22 protein-coding genes are annotated in these 22561 nt (G+C 71.0%); 21 read left to right on the top strand and 1 reads right to left on the bottom strand.

Annotated elements, in window-relative coordinates; all coding sequences use genetic code 11:
* Window positions 1-39: 39 nt before the first annotated feature.
* Window positions 40-1038 (top strand): hypothetical protein, encoded by a 999-nt coding sequence (locus tag F8568_RS17070; protein ID WP_151594539.1) that lies wholly within the window; start codon window positions 40-42, stop codon window positions 1036-1038.
* A 47-nt stretch (window positions 1039-1085) separates the two neighbouring features.
* Window positions 1086-1370: a hypothetical protein gene (locus F8568_RS17065; protein WP_151594538.1), complete on the top strand. Its 285-nt coding sequence runs from the start codon at window positions 1086-1088 to the stop codon at window positions 1368-1370.
* Window positions 1371-1473: 103 nt separating this feature from the next.
* Here the strand turns inward: F8568_RS17065 and F8568_RS17060 are convergent, their stop codons facing one another.
* Window positions 1474-1677 (bottom strand): BldC family transcriptional regulator, encoded by a 204-nt coding sequence (locus tag F8568_RS17060; protein WP_151543245.1) that lies wholly within the window; start codon window positions 1675-1677, stop codon window positions 1474-1476.
* A 306-nt stretch (window positions 1678-1983) separates the two neighbouring features.
* Between F8568_RS17060 and F8568_RS17055 the strand changes: the two genes are divergently transcribed.
* The 19 genes from F8568_RS17055 to F8568_RS16965 all read left to right on the top strand — a co-directional run bounded on the left by F8568_RS17055 (window position 1984) and on the right by F8568_RS16965 (window position 22546).
* Window positions 1984-2949 (top strand): threonine ammonia-lyase, encoded by a 966-nt coding sequence (locus tag F8568_RS17055; RefSeq protein ID WP_151594537.1) that lies wholly within the window; start codon window positions 1984-1986, stop codon window positions 2947-2949.
* Between the two features lie 45 nt (window positions 2950-2994).
* Window positions 2995-3234: a DUF4229 domain-containing protein gene (locus tag F8568_RS17050; protein WP_151594536.1), complete on the top strand. Its 240-nt coding sequence runs from the start codon at window positions 2995-2997 to the stop codon at window positions 3232-3234.
* A gap of 56 nt (window positions 3235-3290) precedes the next feature.
* Window positions 3291-3992, top strand: coding sequence for a demethylmenaquinone methyltransferase (locus tag F8568_RS17045; protein ID WP_151594535.1), 702 nt, complete (start codon window positions 3291-3293; stop codon window positions 3990-3992).
* 138 nt (window positions 3993-4130) lie between these two features.
* On the top strand, window positions 4131-5387 hold the full coding sequence (locus F8568_RS17040) for a geranylgeranyl reductase family protein (RefSeq protein ID WP_151594534.1): 1257 nt from the start codon (window positions 4131-4133) through the stop codon (window positions 5385-5387).
* Window positions 5388-5628: 241 nt separating this feature from the next.
* Window positions 5629-5988, top strand: coding sequence for an NADH-quinone oxidoreductase subunit A (locus F8568_RS17035; RefSeq protein WP_151543250.1), 360 nt, complete (start codon window positions 5629-5631; stop codon window positions 5986-5988).
* A gap of 1 nt (window position 5989) precedes the next feature.
* Window positions 5990-6538 carry a NuoB/complex I 20 kDa subunit family protein gene (locus tag F8568_RS17030; RefSeq protein ID WP_151594533.1) on the top strand — a complete coding sequence of 183 codons (549 nt, stop codon included), beginning with the start codon at window positions 5990-5992 and terminating at the stop codon, window positions 6536-6538.
* Entirely contained in the window at window positions 6539-7285 is a 747-nt protein-coding gene (locus F8568_RS17025; protein ID WP_151594532.1) for an NADH-quinone oxidoreductase subunit C, read from the top strand.
* Window positions 7282-8646 (top strand): NADH-quinone oxidoreductase subunit D, encoded by a 1365-nt coding sequence (locus F8568_RS17020; protein WP_151594531.1) that lies wholly within the window; start codon window positions 7282-7284, stop codon window positions 8644-8646. Before F8568_RS17025 ends, F8568_RS17020 begins: the two co-directional genes overlap by 4 nt.
* Window positions 8643-9425, top strand: a complete 783-nt coding sequence (nuoE, locus tag F8568_RS17015; protein WP_151594530.1) for an NADH-quinone oxidoreductase subunit NuoE — start codon at window positions 8643-8645, stop codon at window positions 9423-9425. Before F8568_RS17020 ends, nuoE begins: the two co-directional genes overlap by 4 nt.
* Window positions 9422-10720, top strand: a complete 1299-nt coding sequence (gene nuoF, locus F8568_RS17010) for an NADH-quinone oxidoreductase subunit NuoF (protein ID WP_151594529.1) — start codon at window positions 9422-9424, stop codon at window positions 10718-10720. Before nuoE ends, nuoF begins: the two co-directional genes overlap by 4 nt.
* Window positions 10717-13182: an NADH-quinone oxidoreductase subunit G gene (locus tag F8568_RS17005; protein WP_151594528.1), complete on the top strand. Its 2466-nt coding sequence runs from the start codon at window positions 10717-10719 to the stop codon at window positions 13180-13182. Before nuoF ends, F8568_RS17005 begins: the two co-directional genes overlap by 4 nt.
* Window positions 13179-14525, top strand: a complete 1347-nt coding sequence (gene nuoH, locus F8568_RS17000) for an NADH-quinone oxidoreductase subunit NuoH (protein WP_151594527.1) — start codon at window positions 13179-13181, stop codon at window positions 14523-14525. The genes F8568_RS17005 and nuoH overlap by 4 nt, the downstream gene beginning before the upstream one ends.
* Entirely contained in the window at window positions 14512-15123 is a 612-nt protein-coding gene (nuoI, locus tag F8568_RS16995) for an NADH-quinone oxidoreductase subunit NuoI (RefSeq protein WP_151594526.1), read from the top strand. Before nuoH ends, nuoI begins: the two co-directional genes overlap by 14 nt.
* Window positions 15120-16079: an NADH-quinone oxidoreductase subunit J gene (locus tag F8568_RS16990; protein WP_151594525.1), complete on the top strand. Its 960-nt coding sequence runs from the start codon at window positions 15120-15122 to the stop codon at window positions 16077-16079. Before nuoI ends, F8568_RS16990 begins: the two co-directional genes overlap by 4 nt.
* Window positions 16076-16375 (top strand): NADH-quinone oxidoreductase subunit NuoK, encoded by a 300-nt coding sequence (gene nuoK, locus F8568_RS16985; RefSeq protein ID WP_151543260.1) that lies wholly within the window; start codon window positions 16076-16078, stop codon window positions 16373-16375. The genes F8568_RS16990 and nuoK overlap by 4 nt, the downstream gene beginning before the upstream one ends.
* A 10-nt stretch (window positions 16376-16385) precedes the next feature.
* Window positions 16386-18302 (top strand): NADH-quinone oxidoreductase subunit L, encoded by a 1917-nt coding sequence (nuoL, locus tag F8568_RS16980; RefSeq protein WP_151594524.1) that lies wholly within the window; start codon window positions 16386-16388, stop codon window positions 18300-18302.
* Window positions 18299-19888, top strand: a complete 1590-nt coding sequence (locus F8568_RS16975; RefSeq protein WP_151594523.1) for an NADH-quinone oxidoreductase subunit M — start codon at window positions 18299-18301, stop codon at window positions 19886-19888. Before nuoL ends, F8568_RS16975 begins: the two co-directional genes overlap by 4 nt.
* On the top strand, window positions 19885-21495 hold the full coding sequence (gene nuoN, locus F8568_RS16970; RefSeq protein WP_151594522.1) for an NADH-quinone oxidoreductase subunit NuoN: 1611 nt from the start codon (window positions 19885-19887) through the stop codon (window positions 21493-21495). Before F8568_RS16975 ends, nuoN begins: the two co-directional genes overlap by 4 nt.
* Before the next feature lie 10 nt (window positions 21496-21505).
* The gene (locus tag F8568_RS16965; protein WP_407924473.1) at window positions 21506-22546 is read left to right on the top strand and encodes a polyprenyl synthetase family protein; all 1041 of its coding nucleotides are present in this window, start codon (window positions 21506-21508) and stop codon (window positions 22544-22546) included.
* The last annotated feature ends 15 nt before the right edge of the window (window positions 22547-22561 follow it).

Below are 22561 nucleotides of genomic sequence, written 5' to 3'. Positions count from 1 at the left end.
GCTCGGCGACTCCGCGGGCCCCGCTGACAGAGGAGCCTGATGCGCTTCAAAGGCATCCACCGCAAGTCCCGGGAGCTCAGGAATCGGGAGGCGCCCCGGGGCTCGGCGCTGCGCGGGGACGGCGCGGCCCGCGGGGACGACGCGGCGTACGCGCCGTCGCCGCCCGACCCGGGGCGCCGCCTCGAGCCCGGGCATCTGCGGCCGCGCAGCAACCAGCCCCGCGACCGGTTCGGCCGGTTCCGCAAGGCCGGCCGCGACGACGACTTCGCGCTCGCCCCCGGCACCGACCGCCCGGAGGCCGCCGAGATCACCAAAGCACCCGGACGGTACGGGCGGCGCGGCGCGCCCCGTCCCCGCCCCTCCGACTACGCGTGGAGCGACTTCGAGCTCGACGACGCGCTGCGCGTCGAGCCGTACCCGCCGGGCATGCCGCACGCGGCCGACGGGCGGCGGCACTGCGGCGTGCTGGAGAGCGTGCTGTACCGGCAGTGGGACGCGCGGCAGGGCCCGCCGACGCCGGAGGTGATCAGGGCCGTCGACAGCCTCGCGTCACTGCCGGAGCCGCTCAAGGAGAAGCTCGCGGGCGGCCTCGACGGCATCTACGTCGGGCCCGGCGGCGTCCCGCAGCTCGACGACATGGGCCACCTGCGCGACCGTCCGCTGCCGTCCGGCCGCGCGACCTGGGACATCTGCGCCGGCGCCTACGGCGACCGCAAGATCATCGTGGGGGACCGGCCGTCGCCGACCCCGGACGTGATGCTGCACGAGGTCGGGCACGCGCTCGACGACATCGACGGCGAGTCCGGCGGCTGGACCTCCGACAGCCCGGCCTTCCGGGAGCTGTACGAGCTGTGCCGCCCGCACCTGGCCAGCGACTTCCACCGGCAGCCCGACGCGCTCGGCCGGCGCGAGTTCTTCGCCGACGCGTTCGCCGCGATCTCCTCCCGGCAGCGGCCCGCGCTGGTGGATATGCTCGCCGGCAACATCAGGACGGCATTGGAAGTCATGCTCTTCTTCAACCGCAGATACGGCATCTAGGACACCGTGATGCCGGCGAAGGCGATGGACTCCGAGGGTGATCGACGATGTACGTGATCCGGCTCCCCGACGGCACGCTCCGGGTGCCCCACAGCGTCCTCGCCGACGACGGGTCAGCGGACGGCGGGTCGGACGCGGATCGGGAGCGGAACGGGCGGATCATCGCCGACGCCTATGTGGAGATCGGGCCCGGCGATCCGGACTACGACCGGCTCCTCGGGCAGTCGCTGACCGAGCAGGAGCTGGAGGACAGGCGGCGCCGCTGGCGGGACGAGGACGCCGAGCTGGCGCGCCGGTTCGAGGAGTGGCGGGACGGCGAGGCGGAGGAGTAGCCGTGCCGGGCCACCGCACGGCCTCGGGCGCCCGGGCTGGTGGACCGGCCGCGGCGGGGCGGCGGTCCGGGCGGTTCCGAGGCGGGGGGCGGGCCCCCGTGCGTCAGTGGACCGAGTGCTCCGCGACCGGCTCTTCCCCGCGCAGCAGCGCGTGGACCTCGGACTCCCGGAACCGGCGGTGGCCGCCGGGAGTGCGGATGCTGCTGATCCGGCCGGCCGCTGCCCACCGGGTGACCGTCTTCGGATCGACCCGGAAGAGGGCGGCGACTTCCCCTGGGGTCAGCAGGCGCTCGCTCGTGCTCTCCACGTTTTCTCTCCCCCTTTGTCCCGCTCTCGGCGCGGGTGGACTGTTTAACAGTGTGGCGGGTCAAGACCGATTTCTCCCTTGTTTTCGGAAAACATCACGCTCCGTAGTTCGCCGAGCAGGAGCGATGACGGTCGGTGCTCGCACCCTCGGTCACTGGGGCCTCGCACACCACACTTGACCTGCCGTGTCACGCCGGCAACCCCTCCTTGACAGGCCGATGGCCGTCCGGTGACGCGGCGCCGCGGCCGCGACCCGCCGTCCGCGCCCGTTATCGGCCCGCGCGGGCCACCCCATACCCTCGTGACCATGTCCGATCTTGTTTCGCTGCCGGAGATCGAGCACGCCGCCGAACGCCTCGCCGGCGTCACCCTGCGCACGCCGCTCGTCCCGTTCCCCGGGACCGGCGACGACCCGGCGCTGCTGGTGAAGGCCGAGTCCCTGCAGCCGATCGGGGCGTTCAAGCTGCGCGGCGCGTACGCGACCATCTCGGCCCTGCCCGAGGAGCAGCGCGAGCGCGGCGTCGTCACGCACTCCAGCGGCAACCACGCGCAGGCCGTCGCCTACACCGCCCGCGCGCTCGGCGTCCCCGCCGTGCTGGTCATGCCGCACACCACCCCGGGCGTGAAGGTGGACGCGTGCATCGCGCTCGGCGCCGAGATCGTCTACGTCGAGCCGACCGCCGAGGCCCGCGCGGAGACCGCGGCCAAGCTCGCCGCCGCGCACGGCTTCACGCTCGTCCCGCCCTACGACGACGCGCGGATCATCGCCGGCCAGGGCACCGCCGGGCTGGAGATCGTCCAGGACCGCCCGGACGTGGACGTCGTGCTCGTCCCGGTCAGCGGCGGCGGGCTGATCTCCGGCGTCGCCGCCGCCGTGAAGGCGCTGCGCCCCGAGGCGAAGGTGATCGGCGTCGAGCCCGAGCTGGCCGCCGACGCCCGCGACTCCATGCGCGCGGGCCGCCCCGTCACCTGGGACGCCGAGAAGACCGGCCGCACCATCGCCGACGCCCTGCGCGTCCAGCGCGTCGGCGACCTGCCGTTCGCGCACATGCGGGCGCACGTCGACGGCATGGTCGCGGTCACCGAGGACGAGATCCGCGGCACCATGCGCAGCCTCGCCCGCGAGGCCCGCCTGATCGCCGAGCCCGCCGGCGCCGTCGCCACCGCCGCCTTCCTCCACCACCGCGACGAGTTGCCCGCGGGCCGCACCTATGTCTCCGTCCTGTCCGGCGGCAACGTCGACCCCGCCCTCTTCCTCGACGTCCTCCGCTGACCCCCGGGAAAGATCACCTGCACCCCGGGGTAATCTCGGAGGGTCATGCGTTCCGTACTGCTTTACACCGCCGGCCGGCTGGCGATCTTCGCCGCCACGGCCGGTGTGCTCGCGCTGTTCGGGGCCCGCGGGTTCCTGCTCCTGCTGCTGGCGCTGCTGATCAGCGGCATCGTCAGCTTCGTCCTGCTGTCGGGGCAGCGCGACCGGATGTCGGCCGCGGTGACCACCGGGCTGAGCGCCCAGCGCGAGAAGTTCCAGCGCGCGAAGACCCGCGAGGACGCGTAACCCGTTCCTTACGGGCGCCCCATCGGCGCGGTCGCGGCGGGCAATAGGCTGGGCCCATGACCCGCGCCTCCCTGGACAAGAAGCCCGCCGACGTCGCGGCGATGTTCGACGGCACCGCCGAGCGGTACGACCTGCTGAACACGCTGATGACGGGCGGGCGGGACCGGAGTTGGCGGCGGGCGGCCGTCCGGGCGCTGGACGCGCGGCCGGGCGAGCGGATCCTCGACCTCGCGGCCGGGACGGGGACGTCCTCGGTGCCGTTCGCGCAGGCGGGCGCGCAGACCGTGGCCTGCGACTTCTCCCTCGGCATGCTGCGGGTGGGGGTGCGCCGGCAGGCGGGCGTGCCGCGGCTGAGCTTCGCGGCGGGCGACGCGCTGCGGCTGCCGTTCAAGGACGGCTCGTTCGACGCGGTGACGATCTCGTTCGGGCTGCGCAACGTCGCCGACACCGGGCGGGCGCTGCGCGAGCTGCGGCGGGTGGCGAGGCCCGGCGGGCGGCTGCTGATCTGCGAGGTCAGCCATCCGCCGAACGCGCTGCTGGCGCTCGGCCACAAGGCGCACCTGAAGTACGGGCTGCCCCTGCTGGCCCGGGTCAGCTCCAACCCCGACTCCTACCGCTACCTCGCCGAGTCGACGCTCGCCTGGCCCGACCAGGCGGGGCTGGCGCGGCTCGTGCTGGACGCGGGCTGGACGAAGGTGCGCTGGCGCGACCTCACCTTCGGGGTCGCGGCGATGCACCATGCGATCAACCCCGGCTGATCGTCCTCGCCCGGCGGGTCCGGGACCGGTCCAAAACAGAACCGGCCCAGAAGTACCCACCGGTCGTGATAAAGGAATAGACTCCCCACCGGATCCTTGTGAAGTACTTCACAAGCGAACGAGCTAAAGAGGAACGCCGTGACCGACTCCACCCGACACGCGGACGTGATCGTCGTCGGGGCAGGCCCCGCCGGATCGTCGACCGCCTACTGGCTCGCGCAGGCCGGGCTGGACGTGCTCCTGCTGGAGAAGGCCACCTTCCCGCGCGACAAGATCTGCGGCGACGGGCTCACCCCGCGCGCCGTCCGGGCGCTCATCGGGATGGGCGTCGACATCAACGACCCCGGCTGGGGGCGCAACAAGGGGCTGCGCATCTACGGCGGCGGCGTCAAGGTCGAGCTGCCCTGGCCGGAGCTCGCGAGCTTCCCCGACTTCGGCCTGGTCCGCAAGCGCACCGACCTCGACCAGCTGCTCGCCGAGCACGCCGCGAAGGCCGGCGCCCGGCTGCTGCAGGGCTGCACCGTGACCGGCCCGATCGTGGACGAGCGCACCGACCGCATCAAGGGCGTCACCGCCACCTACGAGGGCGAGGACGCCGAGTTCCACGCGCCGCTGGTCGTCGCCGCCGACGGCAACTCGACCCGGCTGTCGCTGGCGATGGGCCTGCGCCGCCGCGAGGACCGGCCCATGGGCGTCGCCGTCCGGCGCTACTTCCGGACGCCGCGCCACGACGACGAGTACATGGAGGCGTGGCTCGAACTGTGGGACGGCGAGCGGCTGCTCCCCGGCTACGGCTGGGTGTTCGGCGTCGGCGACGGCACGTCCAACGTCGGGCTCGGCCTGCTCAACACCAGCAAGGCGTTCCAGAACGTCGACTACCGGGGCATGATGCGGCGCTGGTGCGCGCAGATGCCGGAGGACTGGCAGTTCGACGAGGAGCACGCGACCTCGAAGATCCGCGGCGCGGCGCTGCCGATGGGCTTCAACCGGCAGCCGCACTACACCCGCGGGATGCTGCTGGTCGGCGACGCCGGCGGCATGATCAACCCGTTCAACGGCGAGGGCATCGACTACGCGCTGGAGTCCGGCCGGCTGGCCGCCGACATCATGGTGCAGGCGCTCGCCCGCCGCACCCCGGCGCAGCGCGAGCGGACGCTCTACGAGTACCCGCGGATCCTGAAGGACGAGCACGGCGGCTACTTCACGCTGGCCCGCGTGTTCGTGCAGGCCATCGGCGACCCGCGGATCATGAAGTTCCTGACCTCGCACGGCCTGCCGCACCCCACCCTCATGCGGTTCACCCTCAAGCTGCTCGCCAACCTGACCGACCCGAAGGGCGGCGACGCGATGGACCGGGTCATCAACGCGATGCAGAAGGCGGCGCCGGCGGCATGAACTGGTTCCGGATGCTCCCGCGTAAATCGCTGTTCGCCGCGAAGTCGCAGGTGAGCGGACTACAGTGCATTACCCGACCCCCTGAGGGGAGTGCTATTGATCACCTTGGCTAGGGTGGCGACCCGTGCTCGTGAGAATTTTCACGAGCGTGTGCAGGGGCACGCCGCCGAGGCGCGCCGGTCCGGCCCCGGACCCCGCGCCCCGTACAGCGTCGTACGTACCGAGGAGGGGCGGTAGAGACATGGATCTCTATGTTCCGATCATCGTGCTGGGAGTGCTCGCCGCCGTCTTCGCCGTCGGCTCGGTGGCGATGGCCTCGCTCACCGGTCCCAAGCGCTGGAACCGCGCGCGGCTGGACGCCTACGAGTGCGGCATCGAGCCGACCCCGCAGCCGGTCGGCGGCGGGCGGTTCCCCGTCAAGTACTACCTGACGGCGATGCTGTTCATCGTCTTCGACATTGAGATCATCTTCCTGTACCCGTGGGCCGTCGCCTTCGACCACATGGGCATGTTCGGCCTTGTGGAGATGGTCCTTTTCATCGTCACCGTTCTCGTCGCCTACGCCTACATCTGGCGCCGCGGCGGTCTGGAGTGGGACTGACATGGGTCTAGAGGAAAAGCTTCCGAGCGGGTTCCTGCTGACGACGGTCGAGCAGGTCGCGGGCTGGGCGCGCAAGAGCTCGGTGTGGCCGGCGACGTTCGGCCTGGCGTGCTGCGCGATCGAGATGATGGCGGCCGGCGACCCGCGGCACGACTTCTCCCGCTGGGGGATGGAGCGCGCGTCCGCGACGCCGCGGCAGGCCGACCTGATGATCGTCGCGGGCCGGGTAAGCCAGAAGATGGCCCCGGTGCTGCGGCAGATCTACGACCAGATGACCGAGCCCAAGTGGGTCATCGCGATGGGCGTGTGCGCCTCGTCCGGCGGCATGTTCAACAACTACGCGGTGGTGCAGGGCGTCGACCACATCGTCCCGGTGGACATCTACCTGCCCGGCTGCCCGCCGCGGCCGGAGATGCTGCTGGACGCGATCCTCAAGCTGCACGACAAGATCCAGAACACCAAGCTCGGCCCGCAGCGCAAGAAGCAGATCGTCGAGCTGGAAGAGGCCCAGCGCCGCCAGCTTCCGCTGCTGGGACAAGGAACGGTTTAGATGTCTTCCGAGAATCCTGAGCAGAGGGCCGAGCAGGGCGCCGACCAGCTGCCCGCGCAGGCCGAGGAGGAGCGCCGCGAGCAGCCGATCGCCCGCACCGGCATGTTCGGCGCCAAGACGACCGGCGACACCTCCGGATACGGGCGGCTGGTCATCCGGCAGAGCCCCAAGGTCACCGCGCCGCGCCCCTACGGCGGGCCCGGCGGCGCAGCCGAGGCCGGGGAGTTCGACGAGATCGCCGACGAGCTGGAGCGCGCGCTGCCGGACTTCGGCGACGCGATCGAGCGCGTCGTCGTGCACCGCGGCGAGCTGACCTTCGTCGTCAAGCGCGAGCGGCTCCTGGAGGTCGCGCGCACCATGCGGGACGAGCCGTCGCTGCGCTTCGAGCTGTGCTCCGGCGTGTCCGGCGTGCACTACCCGAAGGACGAGGGCGCCGAGCTGCACGCGGTCGTGCACCTGCTGTCGATCACCCACAACCGGCGCGTCCGGCTGGAGGCGACCTGCCCGGACGCCGACCCGCACGTCCCGTCGCTGGTGCCGGTGTACCCGACGTGCGACTGGCACGAGCGCGAGACCTACGACTTCTTCGGGATCGTCTTCGACGGTCACCCCGCGCTCACCCGCATCGAGATGCCCGACGACTGGGTCGGCCATCCGCAGCGCAAGGACTACCCGCTCGGCGGCATCCCCGTCGAGTACCGAGGCGCGGAGATCCCCCCGCCGGACGAGAGGCGGTCGTACGTATGAGCTCAACGAAGTACACCGAGTACGACGCCTACGCCGCCGAGGAGGCGGCCGCGTCGGGCGGCGAGAAGCAGGGCCGGGTGTTCGACGTCAACGGCCAGGACTGGGACCAGGTCGTCGCGGGCGCCGAGGACCTCGGGGACGAGCGGCTCGTGGTCAACATGGGCCCGCAGCACCCGTCCACGCACGGCGTGCTGCGGCTGGTCCTGACCCTCGACGGCGAGACCGTCGACGACTGCCGGGTGGGCATCGGCTACCTGCACACCGGCATCGAGAAGAACATGGAGTTCCGCACCTGGACGCAGGGCACCACGTTCTGCACGCGCATGGACTACCTCGCGCCGATCTTCAACGAGACGGCGTACTGCCTGGGCGTGGAGAAGCTGCTGGACGTCACCGACCAGGTGCCGGAGCGGGCCCAGATCATCCGCGTGATGATGATGGAGCTGAACCGGATCTCCTCCCATCTGGTCGCGATCGCCACGTTCGGCCTCGAGCTGGGCGCGACGACCGTCATGCTGAACGGCTTCATCGAGCGCGAGTACACCCTTGACCTCTTCGAGGAGATCACGGGTCTGCGGATGAACATGGCGTACGTGCGTCCGGGCGGCGTCGCCCAGGACCTGCCGAGCGGTGCGCTCAGCAAGATCCGCGACTACCTCGACCGGATGCCCAAGCGGATCCAGGCGCTGCGGAAGCTGATGGACGCCAACCCCGTCTATCTGGCCCGGACCAGGGACGTCGCGTATCTCGACCTCACCGGCTGCATGTCGCTGGGCGTCACCGGCCCCATGCTGCGGGCCACCGGGCTGCCGTGGGACCTGCGCAAGTCGCAGCCCTACTGCGGCTACGAGACCTACGACTTCGAGGTCGCGACGCAGGACACCTGCGACGTGTACGGCCGCTATCTCGTGCGGATGCAGGAGATGGAGGAGTCGCTGAAGATCGTCGAGCAGTGCGTGGAGCGGCTGCAGCGGGTCAAGGGCCCGGTGATGATCGAGGACAAGAAGATCGGCTGGCCGGCGCAGCTGGCGATCGGCGCGGACGGGATGGGCAACTCGCCCCGGCACATCGCGCACATCATGGGCACCTCGATGGAGGCGCTGATCCACCACTTCAAGCTGGTGACGGAGGGCTTCCGGGTGCCGGCGGGGCAGGCGTACTCGCACATCGAGTCGCCGCGCGGCGAGCTCGGCGCGCACGTGGTCAGCGACGGCGGAACCCGCCCGTACCGGGTGCACTTCCGCGAGCCGTCCTTCGTCAACCTGCAGGCCACGCCCGCGATGGCCGAAGGCGGCATGGTCGCCGACGTCATCGCCGCGGTGGCCAGCATCGACCCGGTCATGGGGGGAGTGGACCGATGACGTTCGAACCGGAGGTGCGCGAGCGCCTCGAGCGCGACGCCAAGCAGATCATCGGCCGGTATCCGAAGCCGCGGTCTGCGCTGCTCCCGCTGCTGCACCTGGTGCAGTCGGAGGAGGGGCACGTCTCGCAGGACGGCATCGAGTTCTGCGCCGAGCAGCTCGGCATCACCCCGGCGCAGGTGACGGGCGTGTCGACGTTCTACACGCAGTACAAGCACCAGCCGGTCGGCGAGTACCACGTGGGCGTGTGCATCAACACGCTGTGCGCGGTGATGGGCGGCGACCAGATCTGGAACGAGCTGACCGAGCACACCGGCGTCGGGCACGACGAGGCCACCCCGGACGGCAAGGTCAGCCTGGAGCGGATCGAGTGCAACGCGGCCTGCGACTTCGCGCCGGTGATGATGGTCAACTGGGAGTTCTTCGACAACATGACTCCCGAGAAGGCCAAGCAGCTGGTCGACGACCTGCGCTCGGGTAAGGAAGTGCTTCCTTCGCGGGGCCCGAACAAGCTGTGCAGCTGGAAGGACGCCTCCCGCGTCCTCGCCGGGTTCCCCGACGGCCGCGCCCACGAGGGCGTCCAGGCCGGGCCCGAGTCGCTGCGCGGCCTGGAGCTCGCCAAGCAGCGCGGCTGGCAGGCGCCGTCCTCCGACACCGGCAAGGCGGCCCCGCACGAGCCGGTCCAGGCGCGCGAGATCACCGATCCGCCGCCCAACGAGCCGGGCAAGCCGATCGGCGGCGACGTGAAGCCGGGCAGCCAGGAGGGCCGTAACCAGTGACCACGCTCACCCCGATCCTCACCAAGAACTGGGATCAGGCCGACTCGTTCACCCTCGCGGGCTACGAGCGCGAGGGCGGCTACCGGGCGCTGCGCAAGGCGCTCGGGCTGGCGCCGGACGAGATCGTCCAGATGGTCAAGGACTCCGGCCTGCGCGGCCGCGGCGGCGCCGGGTTCCCCACCGGCATGAAGTGGGGGTTCCTGCCCGCCGAGAGCCCGAACCCGCGCTACCTCGTCGTCAACGCCGACGAGTCCGAGCCGGGGACCTGCAAGGACATCCCGCTGATGATGGCGAACCCGCACGTGCTCGTCGAGGGCGTCATCATCAGCTCCTACGCCATCAAGTCGAACCAGGCGTTCATCTACGTGCGCGGCGAGGTGCTGCACGTGATCCGCCGGCTGCAGCAGGCGGTCGCCGAGGCGCGCGAGGCCGGCTACATCGGCACGAACATCCTCGGCTCCGGCTACGACCTGGACGTGGTCGTGCACACCGGGGCCGGCGCCTACATCTGCGGCGAGGAGACGGCGCTGCTGGACTCCCTGGAGGGATACCGCGGTCAGCCCAGGCTCAAGCCCCCCTTCCCGGCGGTCTCGGGCCTGTACGGCGGCCCCACCGTCATCAACAACGTCGAGTCGATCTCGTCGGTTCCCTCGATCGTGGAGAACGGCGCCGACTGGTTCACCTCGATGGGCACCGAGAAGTCCGCGGGCTACGGCATCTTCTCGCTGTCCGGGCACGTCACCCGGCCCGGGCAGTATGAGGCGCCGCTCGGCATCACGCTGCGCGAACTGCTCGACATGGCGGGCGGGATCCGCGCGGGGCACCGGCTGAAGTTCTGGACGCCCGGCGGCTCGTCCACGCCGATCTTCACCGACGAGCACCTGGACGTCCCGCTGGACTTCGAGTCCGTCGGCGCCGCCGGGTCGATGCTCGGCACCCGCGCCCTGCAGATCTTCGACGAGACGACCTGCGTCGTCCGCGCGGTGCTGCGCTGGTCGGAGTTCTACGCGCACGAGTCGTGCGGCAAGTGCACGCCGTGCCGCGAGGGCACCTACTGGTACAAGCAGATGCTCAAGCGGCTGGAGGCGGGCCAGGGCGAGGAAGAGGACCTGGAGACGCTCCTCGACCTGTCCGACAACATCCTCGGCCGCTCGTTCTGCGCCCTCGGCGACGGCGCGACGAGCCCGGTGGTCTCGTCGATCAAGCTGTTCCGGGACGAGTACCTCCAGCACTTCGAGCAGGGCGGCTGCCCGTTCGACCCGGCCAAGTCCACCCTCTGGGGAGGTGCGAAGTGACCGTCACCGACGACAAGTCGGCTGCTCCCGCGCCGGTCGAGATGGTCTCGTGCACCATCGACGGCTTCGAGATCGAGGTGCCGAAGGGCACGCTGATCATCCGGGCCGCCGAGCTGCTCGGCATCCAGATCCCGCGGTTCTGCGACCATCCGCTGCTGGACCCGGTCGGGGCCTGCCGGCAGTGCCTGGTGGAGATCCCCGACGCCGGCAACGGGCGCGGGATGCCGAAGCCGCAGGCGTCGTGCACCACCGCGGTGATGCCCGGGATGGTCGTCAAGACCCAGCTGACCTCGCCGGTCGCCGACAAGGCGCAGCACGGCGTGATGGAGCTGCTGCTGATCAACCACCCGCTGGACTGCCCGATCTGCGACAAGGGCGGCGAGTGCCCGCTGCAGAACCAGGCGATGTCCAACGGGCGCGGCGAGTCCCGGTTCATCGAGACCAAGCGGACGTTCCCCAAGCCGATCCCGCTGTCCAGCCAGGTGCTGCTGGACCGGGAGCGCTGCATCCAGTGCGCCCGCTGCACCCGGTTCTCCGACCAGATCGCCGGCGACGCGTTCATCGACCTGTTCGAGCGCGGGGCGAAGGAGCAGGTCGGCGCGGCCGACGGCAAGCCGTTCCAGTCCTACTTCTCCGGCAACACGGTGCAGATCTGCCCGGTCGGGGCGCTGACCGGCGCCGCGTACCGGTTCCGGTCCCGGCCGTTCGACCTGGTGTCGCAGCCGAGCGTCTGCGAGCACTGCGCGTCCGGGTGCGCGCTGCGCACCGACCACCGGCGGGGGAAGATCACCCGCCGGCTGGCCGGGGACGACCCGCAGGTCAACGAGGAGTGGAACTGCGACAAGGGCCGCTGGGCGTTCACCTACGGGACGCACCCCGAGCGGCTGACGCACCCGCTGGTCCGGGGCGAGAACGGCGAGCTGGAAGTGGCGTCGTGGCCGGAGGCGCTGACCGTCGCGGCCCGCGGCCTCGCGGCGGCGCGCGGCTCCGCGGGCGTCCTCACCGGCGGCCGGGTCACCCTCGAGGACGCCTACGCCTACGCTAAGTTCGCGCGGATCGCGCTGCACACCAACGACGTCGACTTCCGGGCCCGGCCGCTGTCGGACGAGGAGACGCGGTTCCTCGCCTCCTCGGTCGCGGGCCGCCCCATCGAGGTGTCCTACGCCGACCTGGAGAAGGCGCCCGTGGTCGTCCTCGCCGGCTTCGAGCCGGAGGAGGAGTCCCCGATCGTGTTCCTGCGGCTGCGCAAGGCGTTCCGCAAGAACGGGCTGAAGGTGTTCGGGATCGCCCCGTTCGCGACCCGCGGCCTGGCGAAGGTCGGCGGGACGCTGCTGGCGACGGCGCCCGGCTCGGAGTCGGAGACGCTCGGCTCGCTGATCGGCGACCCGTCCCGCGCCGGCGTCCGGACGCTGCTGGAGACGCCCGGCGCCGTCATCATGCTGGGCGAGCGGCTCGCCACCAGCCCCGGCGCGCTGACCTCGGCGATCCGGCTGGCGCAGGTCACCGGGGCCCGCCTGGCGTGGGTGCCGCGCCGGGCCGGGGAGCGCGGCGCGATCGAGGCCGGGGCGCTGCCCGGGCTGCTGCCGATCGGCCGCCCCGTCACCGACCCGGAGGCGCGCGCCGAGGTCGCTCGCGCCTGGGGCGTCGCGGACCTGCCCGCCGGGCCCGGCCAGGACACCGCCGACATCGTCGCGGCGGCCGGGGCCGGACGGCTCGGCGCGCTGCTGGTCGGCGGCGTCGACCCCTACGACCTGCCCGACCCGGACGCGGCACTGCGGGCGCTGGAGGCCACCCCGTTCGTGGTGAGCCTGGAGCAGCGGCCGAGCGCGGTCACCGACCGCGCCGACGTGGTGCTGCCCGTCGCGGCCGTCGCGGAGAAGGCCGGCACGTTCGTCGACTGGGAGGGCCGCGGCCGCCCGTTCGACATCGTGCTGAAGTCCGCCGGGAAGCTGTCGGACCTGCGGGTCCTGCAGGCGCTCGCCGACGAGATGGACGTCCACCTCGGGCTGCCCGGCCCGGAGGCGGCGCGGCGGGAGCTGGCGCAGCTCGGCGCCCACCGCGGCGAGCGGCCGGAGCCGCCGGAGGTCGTGCAGGCGCTGCCGCCGCACCCCGAGGAGGGCGAGGCGCTGCTGGCGACCTGGCGGCTGCTGCTGGACCGGGGCCGCCTCCAGGACGGCGAGCCGTTCCTCGCGGGCACCGCCAAGGCCGCGGCGGCCCGGCTGTCGCCCGCGACCGCGGCGGAGATCGGCGCGACCGCGGCCGTCACGGTGTCGGGGCCGCGCGGCGAGGTGACGCTCCCGCTGGAGATCACCGCCGACCTGCCCGACCGGGTGGTGTGGCTGCCGACCAACTCGGCCGGCTGCGCCCTGCACCGCGACCTGGGCGCGGCGGCGGGCGGCGTCGTCAAGATCGCGAGCGGGGTGCTCGCCCGCCCGACCGAGAACGCGGGAGGTACCCGATGAGTCCGCTTGCGGCGCCCGCCGCCGATCCCACGCTCGCCACGTTCGGCAACGACCCGTGGTGGCTGATCGGCGGCAAGGTCCTGGTCATCTTCGTCTTCCTGGTGCTGACCGTCCTGCTGTCGATGTGGGTCGAGCGGCGCGTCATCGGGCGGATGCAGCTGCGCGTCGGCCCGAACCGCGCCGGGCCCCAGGGCCTGCTGCAGGGCCTCGCCGACGGCGTGAAGCTGGCGCTGAAGGAGGACATCGTCCCCCGCCAGGTCGACAAGATCGTGTTCGTCCTCGCGCCGGTGATGTCGGCGGTGCCGGCGTTCATCTCGTTCATCATCATCCCGTTCGGCCCGACGGTGTCGGTCTTCGGGCACCACACCGCGCTGCAGGGCACCGACCTGCCGGTCGCGGTGCTGCTGGTGCTGGCGATGTCGTCGATGGGCATCTACGGGATCGTGCTGGCGGGCTGGTCGTCGATGTCGCCGTACTCGCTGCTCGGCGGGCTCCGCTCGTCCGCGCAGATGATCTCCTACGAGATCGCGATGGGGCTGTCGTTCGTCGCGGTGTTCATGTTCGCCGGGTCGATGTCCACCTCCGAGATCGTCGCCAAGCAGGACCACATCTGGTTCGCGGTGCTGCTCGCGCCGTCGTTCGTGGTCTACGTGATCACGATGATGGGCGAGTCGAACCGCATCCCGTTCGACCTCCCCGAGGGCGAGGGCGAGCTGGTCGGCGGCTTCCACACCGAGTACTCGTCGCTGAAGTTCGCGATGTTCTTCCTCGCCGAGTACATCAACCTGGCGACGCTGTCGGCGCTGTGCACGACGCTGTTCCTCGGCGGCTGGCGGGCGCCCGCGCCCATCTCCACCGTGTGGTCGGGCGCCAACTCCGGCTGGTGGCCGGTGCTGTGGTTCCTGGTCAAGCTCTGGCTGTTCATCTTCTTCTTCATCTGGCTGCGCGGCTCGCTCCCGCGGGTCCGCTACGACCAGCTGATGAAGCTCGGCTGGAAGATCCTCATGCCGGTCTCGCTGGCCTGGATCCTGCTCGTGTCCACCATCAAGGCGTTCAAGAACGACGGCCACGACATCCAGACGATCCTGTGGATCACCGTCGGGGTCATCGTTGTCGTCCTGGTGGCCACGGTGATCTGGGAGATGTTCCGCGGCGGCGAGGGCGGCGAGGGCGGCGAGATCGTCCCGGACGCCGAGGCGCCCGCCCGCCCGGACCCGTTCGCCGGCGGGTTCCCGGTGCCGCCGATGGACGCCCCCCACTACCACGGCCGGGCCCGCGACGAGCCGGCCCGCCCGGCCACGATCGAATCCGCCTCCGAGGAGGTCACCAGTGGGACTTACTGATTTCCTGAATCCGGTCAAGGGGTTCGGGGTCTCGTTCCACCAGATGTTCATGAAGAGCGAGACCGTTCAGTACCCCGAGGTGAAGAAGCCGACCGCCCCGCGCTTCCACGGGCGGCACCAGCTCAACCGGTGGCCGGACGGCCTGGAGAAGTGCATCGGCTGCGAGCTGTGCGCCTGGGCCTGCCCCGCCGACGCCATCTTCGTCGAGGGCGCCGACAACACCGAGGACGAGCGGTACTCGCCCGGCGAGCGGTACGGCCGCACCTACCAGATCAACTATCTGCGGTGCATCCTCTGCGGCCTGTGCATCGAGGCGTGCCCGACGCGGGCGCTGACGATGACCAACGAGTACGAGCTCGCCGACGACAGCCGCGAGAGCCTGATCTACACCAAGGACATGCTGCTCGCGCCGCTGCGCGAGGGCATGGAGGCGCCGCCGCACGAGATGCGGCTCGGCGACACCGAGGAGGACTACTACCGCCTCGGCCTCAAGTCGGAGGACGCGGCGCCGACCGTCCCCGCCGAGGGCGGCGGACGGGCGAGCGCCGACAACGCGGTCAAGCGCGAGAAGACGGCCAAGGGCGGTGAGGGCAAGTGACCTCCCACGTCTTCGCGGGCAAAGTCCTCGCGAGCGGGGTCCTCGCCGGGCACGTCGCCGACAAGTGGTCCGCCGAGCCGTTCTTCTTCTGGCTGCTGGCGATCGTGTCGGTGTGCGCCGCGCTCGGCATGATCCTCGTCCGCAAGGCGGTGCACTCGGCGCTGCTGCTGGCGACCGTGATGCTCTGCCTCGCCGCGATGTACGCGATCCAGAACGCGCCGTTCCTGGCGTTCGTCCAGGTGATCGTCTACACCGGCGCGGTGCTGATGCTGTTCCTGTTCGTGCTGATGCTCGTCGGCGTCACCTCCACCGACTCGCTGGTGGAGACGATCAGGGGCCAGCGGTTCTGGGCGGTCATCGTCGCGATCGGGTTCTTCGTGCTGCTCGCCGCGGGGCTCGGCAACGCCGCGCTCGGTGACTCGGCCGGGCTGAAGGCCGCCAACTCCGGCGGCAACGTCCTCGGTCTGGCGCGGCTGCTGTTCACCAAGTACGTGTTCGCGTTCGAGGCGACCAGCGCGCTGCTGATCACCGCGGCGCTGGGCGCGATGGTGCTGGCGCACCGCGAGCGGACCGAGCCGAAGCCGACGCAGAAGGACCTGTCCAAGAAGCGGTTCGCGTCCGGCGCGCACCCGGGCCCGCTGCCCGGCCCCGGCACCTTCGCGCGGCACAACGCCGTCGACATGCCGGCGCTGCTCCCGGACGGGACGCCCGCGAAGCTGTCGATCAACCCCGTCATCGCGGCGCAGACCGACACCTCCGAACGGCACGCCGACCTGTACGGCGGGACCGAGCAGGGCGCGGTCGACGAGGACGTCGCCGCGGTCAAGGCGGCCACCGAAGAGGCGAAGGACGCGGACGCCGAGTCGCGCGTCGTCAGGGCCGGCACGCCGGCCGCCGGCGGGAACGCGGGCGGCGGCGCGGGCGGCCACGAGCGTGAAGGCGAGGCTGGTCAATGAGTCCGGGGCACTACCTGGCGCTCTCGGCGATCCTGTTCACCATCGGAGCCCTCGGCGTCCTCGTGCGCCGCAACGCGATCGTGGTGTTCATGTGCGTCGAGCTCATGCTGAACGCCACGAACCTGGCGTTCGTGACGTTCTCCCGCATGCACGGCACCCTCGACGGCCAGATCATCGCGTTCTTCGTGATGGTGGTGGCCGCGGCGGAGGTCGTGGTCGGGCTGGCGATCATCATGACCATCTTCCGGACCCGCAGGTCCTCGTCGGTCGACGACGCGAACCTGCTGAAGTACTGAGAGGCCGGGGATGAAAGCGGAAGGCATCCAGGCCGCGTCCTGGCTTCTCATCGCGCTGCCCCTGGCGGGCGCCGCGATCCTCCTGCTCGGCGGGCGGCGCACCGACAAGTGGGGGCACCTGCTCGGCGTGGCGGTGCCGGTGGCGTCGTTCGCCATCGGCGCCGCGATGCTCGTCCAGATGCTCGGCTACGACGATGCCGCCCGGCGCCGCACCGTGCACCTGTGGGACTTCATCAGCGTCGGGCAGTTCAAGATCGGCATGGACCTGCTGGTGGACCCGCTGTCCATCAGCTTCGTGCTGCTGATCACCGGGGTGGGCTCGCTCATCCACATCTACTCCATCGGCTACATGGCCGAGGACCCCGACCGGCGCAGGTTCTTCGCCTACCTGAACCTGTTCGTCGCGGCGATGCTGCTGCTGGTGCTCGGCGGCAACTTCCTCGTGCTGTTCCTCGGCTGGGAGGGCGTCGGCCTCGCCTCGTACCTGCTGATCGGGTTCTGGCAGCACAAGCCGACCGCGGCGACCGCGGCGAAGAAGGCGTTCGTCGTCAACCGCGTCGGCGACATGGGGCTGATCATCGCGATCGCGCTGATGTTCGCCACGTTCAACACCGTCGATTTCGGGCCGATCCTCGGCGCGGGCGCCGAGCACGCGGGCCTCGCGACGAAGCTGAGCTCCGGCACCGCGACGGCGATCGGGCTGCTGCTCCTGCTCGGCGCGTGCGGCAAGTCGGCGCAGCTGCCGCTGCAGTCCTGGCTGCTGGACGCGATGGAGGGCCCGACCCCGGTGTCGGCGCTCATCCACGCGGCGACGATGGTGACCGCGGGCGTCTACCTGATCGTCCGGTCCGGGCCGATCTTCGAGATGTCCGACACCGCGCAGCTGGTGGTGACGATCGTCGGCGCGGCCACGCTGCTCGCCGGTGCGATCATCGGTTGCGGCAAGGACGACATCAAGAAGGCCCTCGCCGGGTCGACGATGTCGCAGATCGGCTACATGACGCTCGCCGCCGGCCTCGGCCGTCCCGGGTACGTGTTCGCCATCGCGCACCTCATCGCGCACGGCTTCTTCAAGGCGGGCCTGTTCCTCGGCGCCGGCTCGGTCATGCACGGCACCAAGGACGACGTGAACATGCGCCACTACGGCGCGCTGCGCGGCGTCATGATGACGACCTACGTCACCTTCGGCCTCGGGTTCCTGGCCATCATCGGGTGCCCGCCGTTCTCCGGCTTCTTCACCAAGGACGGCATCATCGAGGCGGCGTTCGACAAGGGCGGTACGTCCGGGGCGATCCTCGGCGCTTGCGCGCTGATCGGCGCGGCCATCACCGCCTACTACATGGCACGCGTGATGATCATGACCTTCTTCGGCGAGAAGCGCTGGGAGGAGGGCGTGCACCCGCACGAGTCGCCCAAGGTGATGACCATCCCGCTGATGGTCCTCGCGATCGGCTCGGTCGCCGCGGGCGGGCTGCTGATCCTCGGCGGGTTCTCCGACTTCCTCGAGCCCGTCACCGGCAAGCCGGAGCACGCCGAGGACTTCAAGTGGATCACCGCGCCGGGCGCGGCCACGTTCGTCCTGATGATCGTCGGTGTCGCGATCGCCTGGATGCAGTACGGCCGCCGCGCAGTCCCGCGCGAGGCGCCCAAGGGCTCGTTCGTCACCGTCGCGGCCCGCAAGGACCTGTACGGCGACGCCATCAACGAGTCGCTGCTGATGCGGCCCGGCCAGTGGCTGACCCGGCTCGCGGTCTGGTTCGACGGACGCGGCGTCGACGGCGCCGTCAACGGGCTCGCCGCCCTCGTCGGCGGCACGTCCGGGCGGTTCCGCCGGATCCAGACCGGCTTCGCCCGCTCCTACGCACTCTCGATGTTCTTCGGCGCCGCTCTCGTGGTGGCCGCCCTCCTGGTGGTGAACGTGTCATGAGTGACTTTCCCTGGCTGAGCGTCCTCATCGCGCTGCCGCTGCTGGGCGCCGTCGTGGTCAGCGTGCTGCCGCGCGACAACGAGCCGCTGGTCAAGTGGTTCTCGACCGGCGTCTCCACGCTCGTGGGCGTCCTCGCCGTGGTCATGGCGCTCAATTTCGACGCGGGCGGCGACCGGTTCCAGTTCACCGAGAAGTACTGGTGGATCAAGGAGTTCGGGATCCACTGGGCGCTCGGCGTCGACGGCGTCGCGCTGGTGCTGATCCTGCTGTCGGTCATCCTCGTCCCGCTCGTCATGCTGGCGTCCTGGACGGACGCCGAGCGGTCCGGCGGCGTGGACGTCCCGGCGAAGCGGTCGGTGAAGGGCTACTTCGCGCTGCTGCTGTCCCTCGAGGCGGCGATGATCGGCGTCTTCGCGGCGACCGACGTGTTCCTGTTCTACGTCTTCTTCGAGGCGATGCTCATCCCGGTGTACTTCCTCATCGGGCACTACGGCGGCGGCGCCGCCCGCGAGCGCTCCTACGCCGCGGTGAAGTTCCTGCTGTACTCGCTGTTCGGCGGGCTGCTGATGCTCGTCGCGGTCGTCTGGCTGTACCCGCTGTCGAACAAGCCGGTCGGCGAGGGCGGCCTCGGGCACGGCACGTTCATGTTCGAGGAGCTGCGCGGGCTGCACCTCGACCCGACCACCGCCAAGTGGATGTTCCTCGGCTTCTTCGTCGCGTTCGCGATCAAGGCGCCGATGGTGCCGGTGCACACCTGGCTGCCGACCGCCGCGCAGCAGTCGCCGCCCGGCGCGCTGGTGCTGATCGTCGGCGTGCTCGACAAGGTCGGCACCTACGGGATGCTCCGGTTCTGCCTGGAGCTGTTCCCCGGCGCGTCCAAGTGGGCCACGCCCGCCGTGCTGGTGTTCGCGGTGATCAGCATCATCTACGGCGCGATCCTCGCGATCGGGCAGGTCGACCTGAAGCGGCTCATCGCCTACACGTCGGTGTCGCACTTCGGGTTCATCGTGCTCGGCATCTTCGCGATGACCTCGCAGGGCCAGTCCGGCGCCGCGCTGTACATGGTGAACCACGGCTTCTCCACCGGCGCGCTGTTCCTGCTCGTCGGCTTCATGATCGTCCGGCGCCGGTCGGCGAAGATCACCGACTTCGGCGGGGTGCAGAAGGCGGCGCCGGTGCTCGCCGGGACGTTCCTCATCGCCGGCCTGTCCGGGCTGTCGCTGCCCGGCCTGTCCCCGTTCGTGTCGGAGTTCCTGGTGCTGGTCGGCACGTTCAGCCGCTACAAGGTGGCCGCGTGCTTCGCCGTCACCGGCGTCGTCCTCGCCGCCATCTACGTCCTGTGGATGTACCAGCGGACGATGGGCGGCCCGAAGGTCCCGGCCGTCGAGGGCATGAAGGACCTCACGGCCCGGGAGAAGTGGGCCGTCGCCCCGATCATCGCGATCATCGTGGCGATGGGCTTCTTCCCGCAGCCGGTGCTGCATGTGATCAACCCGTCGGTGAAGGAGACGCTCGCCCGTGTCGACCGGCACGACCCGGCGCCGACGCTCACCGGTAACGTCGCCGAGAACGGAGCCCGTCCATGAGCCCTGCCAGTCACGTGAGCCCGGTGGCTCATGGGGTGCTCGCCCAGGGGGGTGACATCCCGGCGCCGCACATCGAGTACAGCCAGATCGGCCCGCTGCTGCTCGTCCTGGGCATCGCCGTCGTGGGCGTCCTCGTCGAGGCGTTCGTCGGCCGCACCTGGCGGTACGCGGTGCAGGTGCCGGTCGCGTTCCTCGGCCTCGCCGGCGCGTTCGTGTGGACGATCCTGCTCGGCTGGCTCGGCGACCCGCACCACGTCGCCGCGCAGGGCGCCCTCGGCGTGGACGGCCCGACCCTGTTCATCCAGGGCACCATCCTCGTCCTCGCGCTGGTCAGCCTGCTGCTCATCGCCGAGCGCGGCAACGGCCGCAGCGGCGGCCTCGCCGGCGGGCACTTCGCCGCGCAGGCGTCCGCGCTGCCGGGCAGCGAGGCCGAGCAGCGCAGCGCCGCCGCCGGGATCACCCAGACCGAGGTGTTCCCGCTGATGATGTTCGCGGTCGGCGGCATGATGATGTTCCCCGCCGCGAACGACCTGCTCACCATGTTCGTGGCGCTGGAGGTCATGTCGCTGCCGCTGTACCTGCTGTGCGGCCTCGCCCGCCGGCGGCGGCTGCTCTCCCAGGAGGCGGCCGTCAAGTACTTCCTGCTCGGCGCGTTCTCCTCGGCGTTCTTCCTGTACGGGACGGCGCTGCTGTACGGCTACGCCGGCTCGGTCCGGCTGTCGGACATCTCCGCGCAGGTCAGCAAGGACGCCGGCAGCGAGACGCTGCTGCTGGCGGGCGTCGCGCTGCTGTCGGTCGGGCTGCTGTTCAAGCTCGGCGGCGTCCCGTTCCACATGTGGAAGCCGGACGTGTACCAGGGCGCCCCGACCCCGATCACGGCGCTGATGGCCTCGTGCACGGTCGTCGCCGCGTTCGGCGGGATCCTCCGCGTGTACTACGTCGGGTTCGAGACGCTGAAGTGGGACTGGCGGCCCTACATGTGGGGCGTGGCGATTCTCACGATGGTGGTCGGCGCGATCATCGCGATCACGCAGTCCGACATCAAGCGGATGCTGGCGTACTCGTCCATCGCGCACGCGGGCTTCCTGCTCATGGGCGTCGTCGCCACCTCGCGCGACGGCCTGTCCAGCACGATGTTCTACCTCGTCGCCTACGGCTTCACCTCCATCGGCGCCTTCGCGGTCGTCACGATGGTGCGCGACGCCGGCGGCGAGGCCGGGCACCTGTCGCGGTGGGCGGGGCTCGGCAAGCGCTCCCCGGTCGTCGCCGGGGTGTTCTCCTTCTTCCTGCTCGCCTTCGCCGGCATCCCGCTGACCAGCGGCTTCACCGGCAAGTTCGCGGTGTTCAAGGCGGCCGTCGAGGGCGGCGCGACCCCGCTGGTCGTGGTCGGCGTCGTCTCCTCCGCGGTCGCGGCCTTCTTCTACGTGAAGGTGATCGTCGTGATGTTCTTCAGCGAGCCGGAGGCGGACGGCCCCGTCGTCGTCGCCGGGCCGGCGACCGCGGTGGCGGTGGCGCTCGGAGCGACGGCTACTGTGGTACTCGGCGTGATCCCGCAGCCGGTTCTGGACCTCGCGGGCCACGCAACGACCCACATGTTCGTCCGGTAGGGAGTCTTGGGTGAGCGACCCAATCGCTGAGAAGTCCGGCGGGCCGGCCCGAGAGGAGTCCGGCCCGTTCGGGCTTCCCGTCGATTCGGCCCTCGCGGCCGATGCCAGGGAGCGGCTGGCCGCAGTCGAGGAGCTGCTGCTGGAGTCGGTGCGGGGCGAGGACCCGCTGCTCACCCAGGCCTCCAAGCACCTCGTCGAGGCGGGCGGCAAGCGGTTCCGGCCGATGCTGGTGCTGCTCGCCTCCCACTTCGGCGACCCCACCGCGCCGGGGGTGGTGCCCGCCGCCGTCGTCGTCGAGCTGACCCACCTCGGCACCCTCTACCACGACGACGTGATGGACGAGGCGACAGTCCGGCGCGGGCAGGCGTCCGCGAACTCCCGCTGGACGAACACCGTCGCGATCCTCACCGGCGACTACCTGTTCGCCCGCGCGTCCGACCTGCTCGCCGACCTCGGCCCGCAGGCCGTCCGGATCCAGGCCCGCGCGTTCGCGCGGCTGGTGCGCGGCCAGATCCAGGAGACCGTCGGCCCGGCGGAGGGCGCCGACCCCCTCAAGCACTACCTGCAGGTCGTCGCGGACAAGACCGCCTCGCTCATCGTGGTGTCCGGCCAGTTCGGTGCGCTGCTGTCGGGCGCCGACGCCCGCGTCGTCGACACCATCACCTCCGCGTGCGAGAAGATCGGCGTCGCGTTCCAGCTGCAGGACGACATCCTTGACATCACCTCCGAGACCGACGAGTCCGGCAAGACCCCCGGCACGGACCTGCGCGAAGGCATCCGCACCCTCCCTATGCACCACGTCCTCGCGGGCGTCGGCTCCGGCCCCGACGACGCCCGGCTGCGCGAACTGCTCGTCCAGGACCTGTCCGACGACGCCCTCCACGCCGAGGCCCTCGCCCTCCTGCGCGCCCACCCCGCCATGGACTGCGCCCGCGCCGACCTGCGCCAGTACGCCGAGGACGCCCGCGCCGAGCTCCTCACCCTCCCCGCCATCCCCGCCCGCGACGCCTTCACCGGCCTCTGCGACTACGTCGTCTCCCGCACCGGCTGACGCCCGGCACCGCCG

This window comes from Actinomadura physcomitrii, from assembly GCF_008923205.2.
Classification (GTDB): domain Bacteria; phylum Actinomycetota; class Actinomycetes; order Streptosporangiales; family Streptosporangiaceae; genus Spirillospora; species Spirillospora physcomitrii.
Note: the sequence above shows the minus strand (reverse complement) of the source record. Positions and strands in the feature narration are given on the sequence as shown.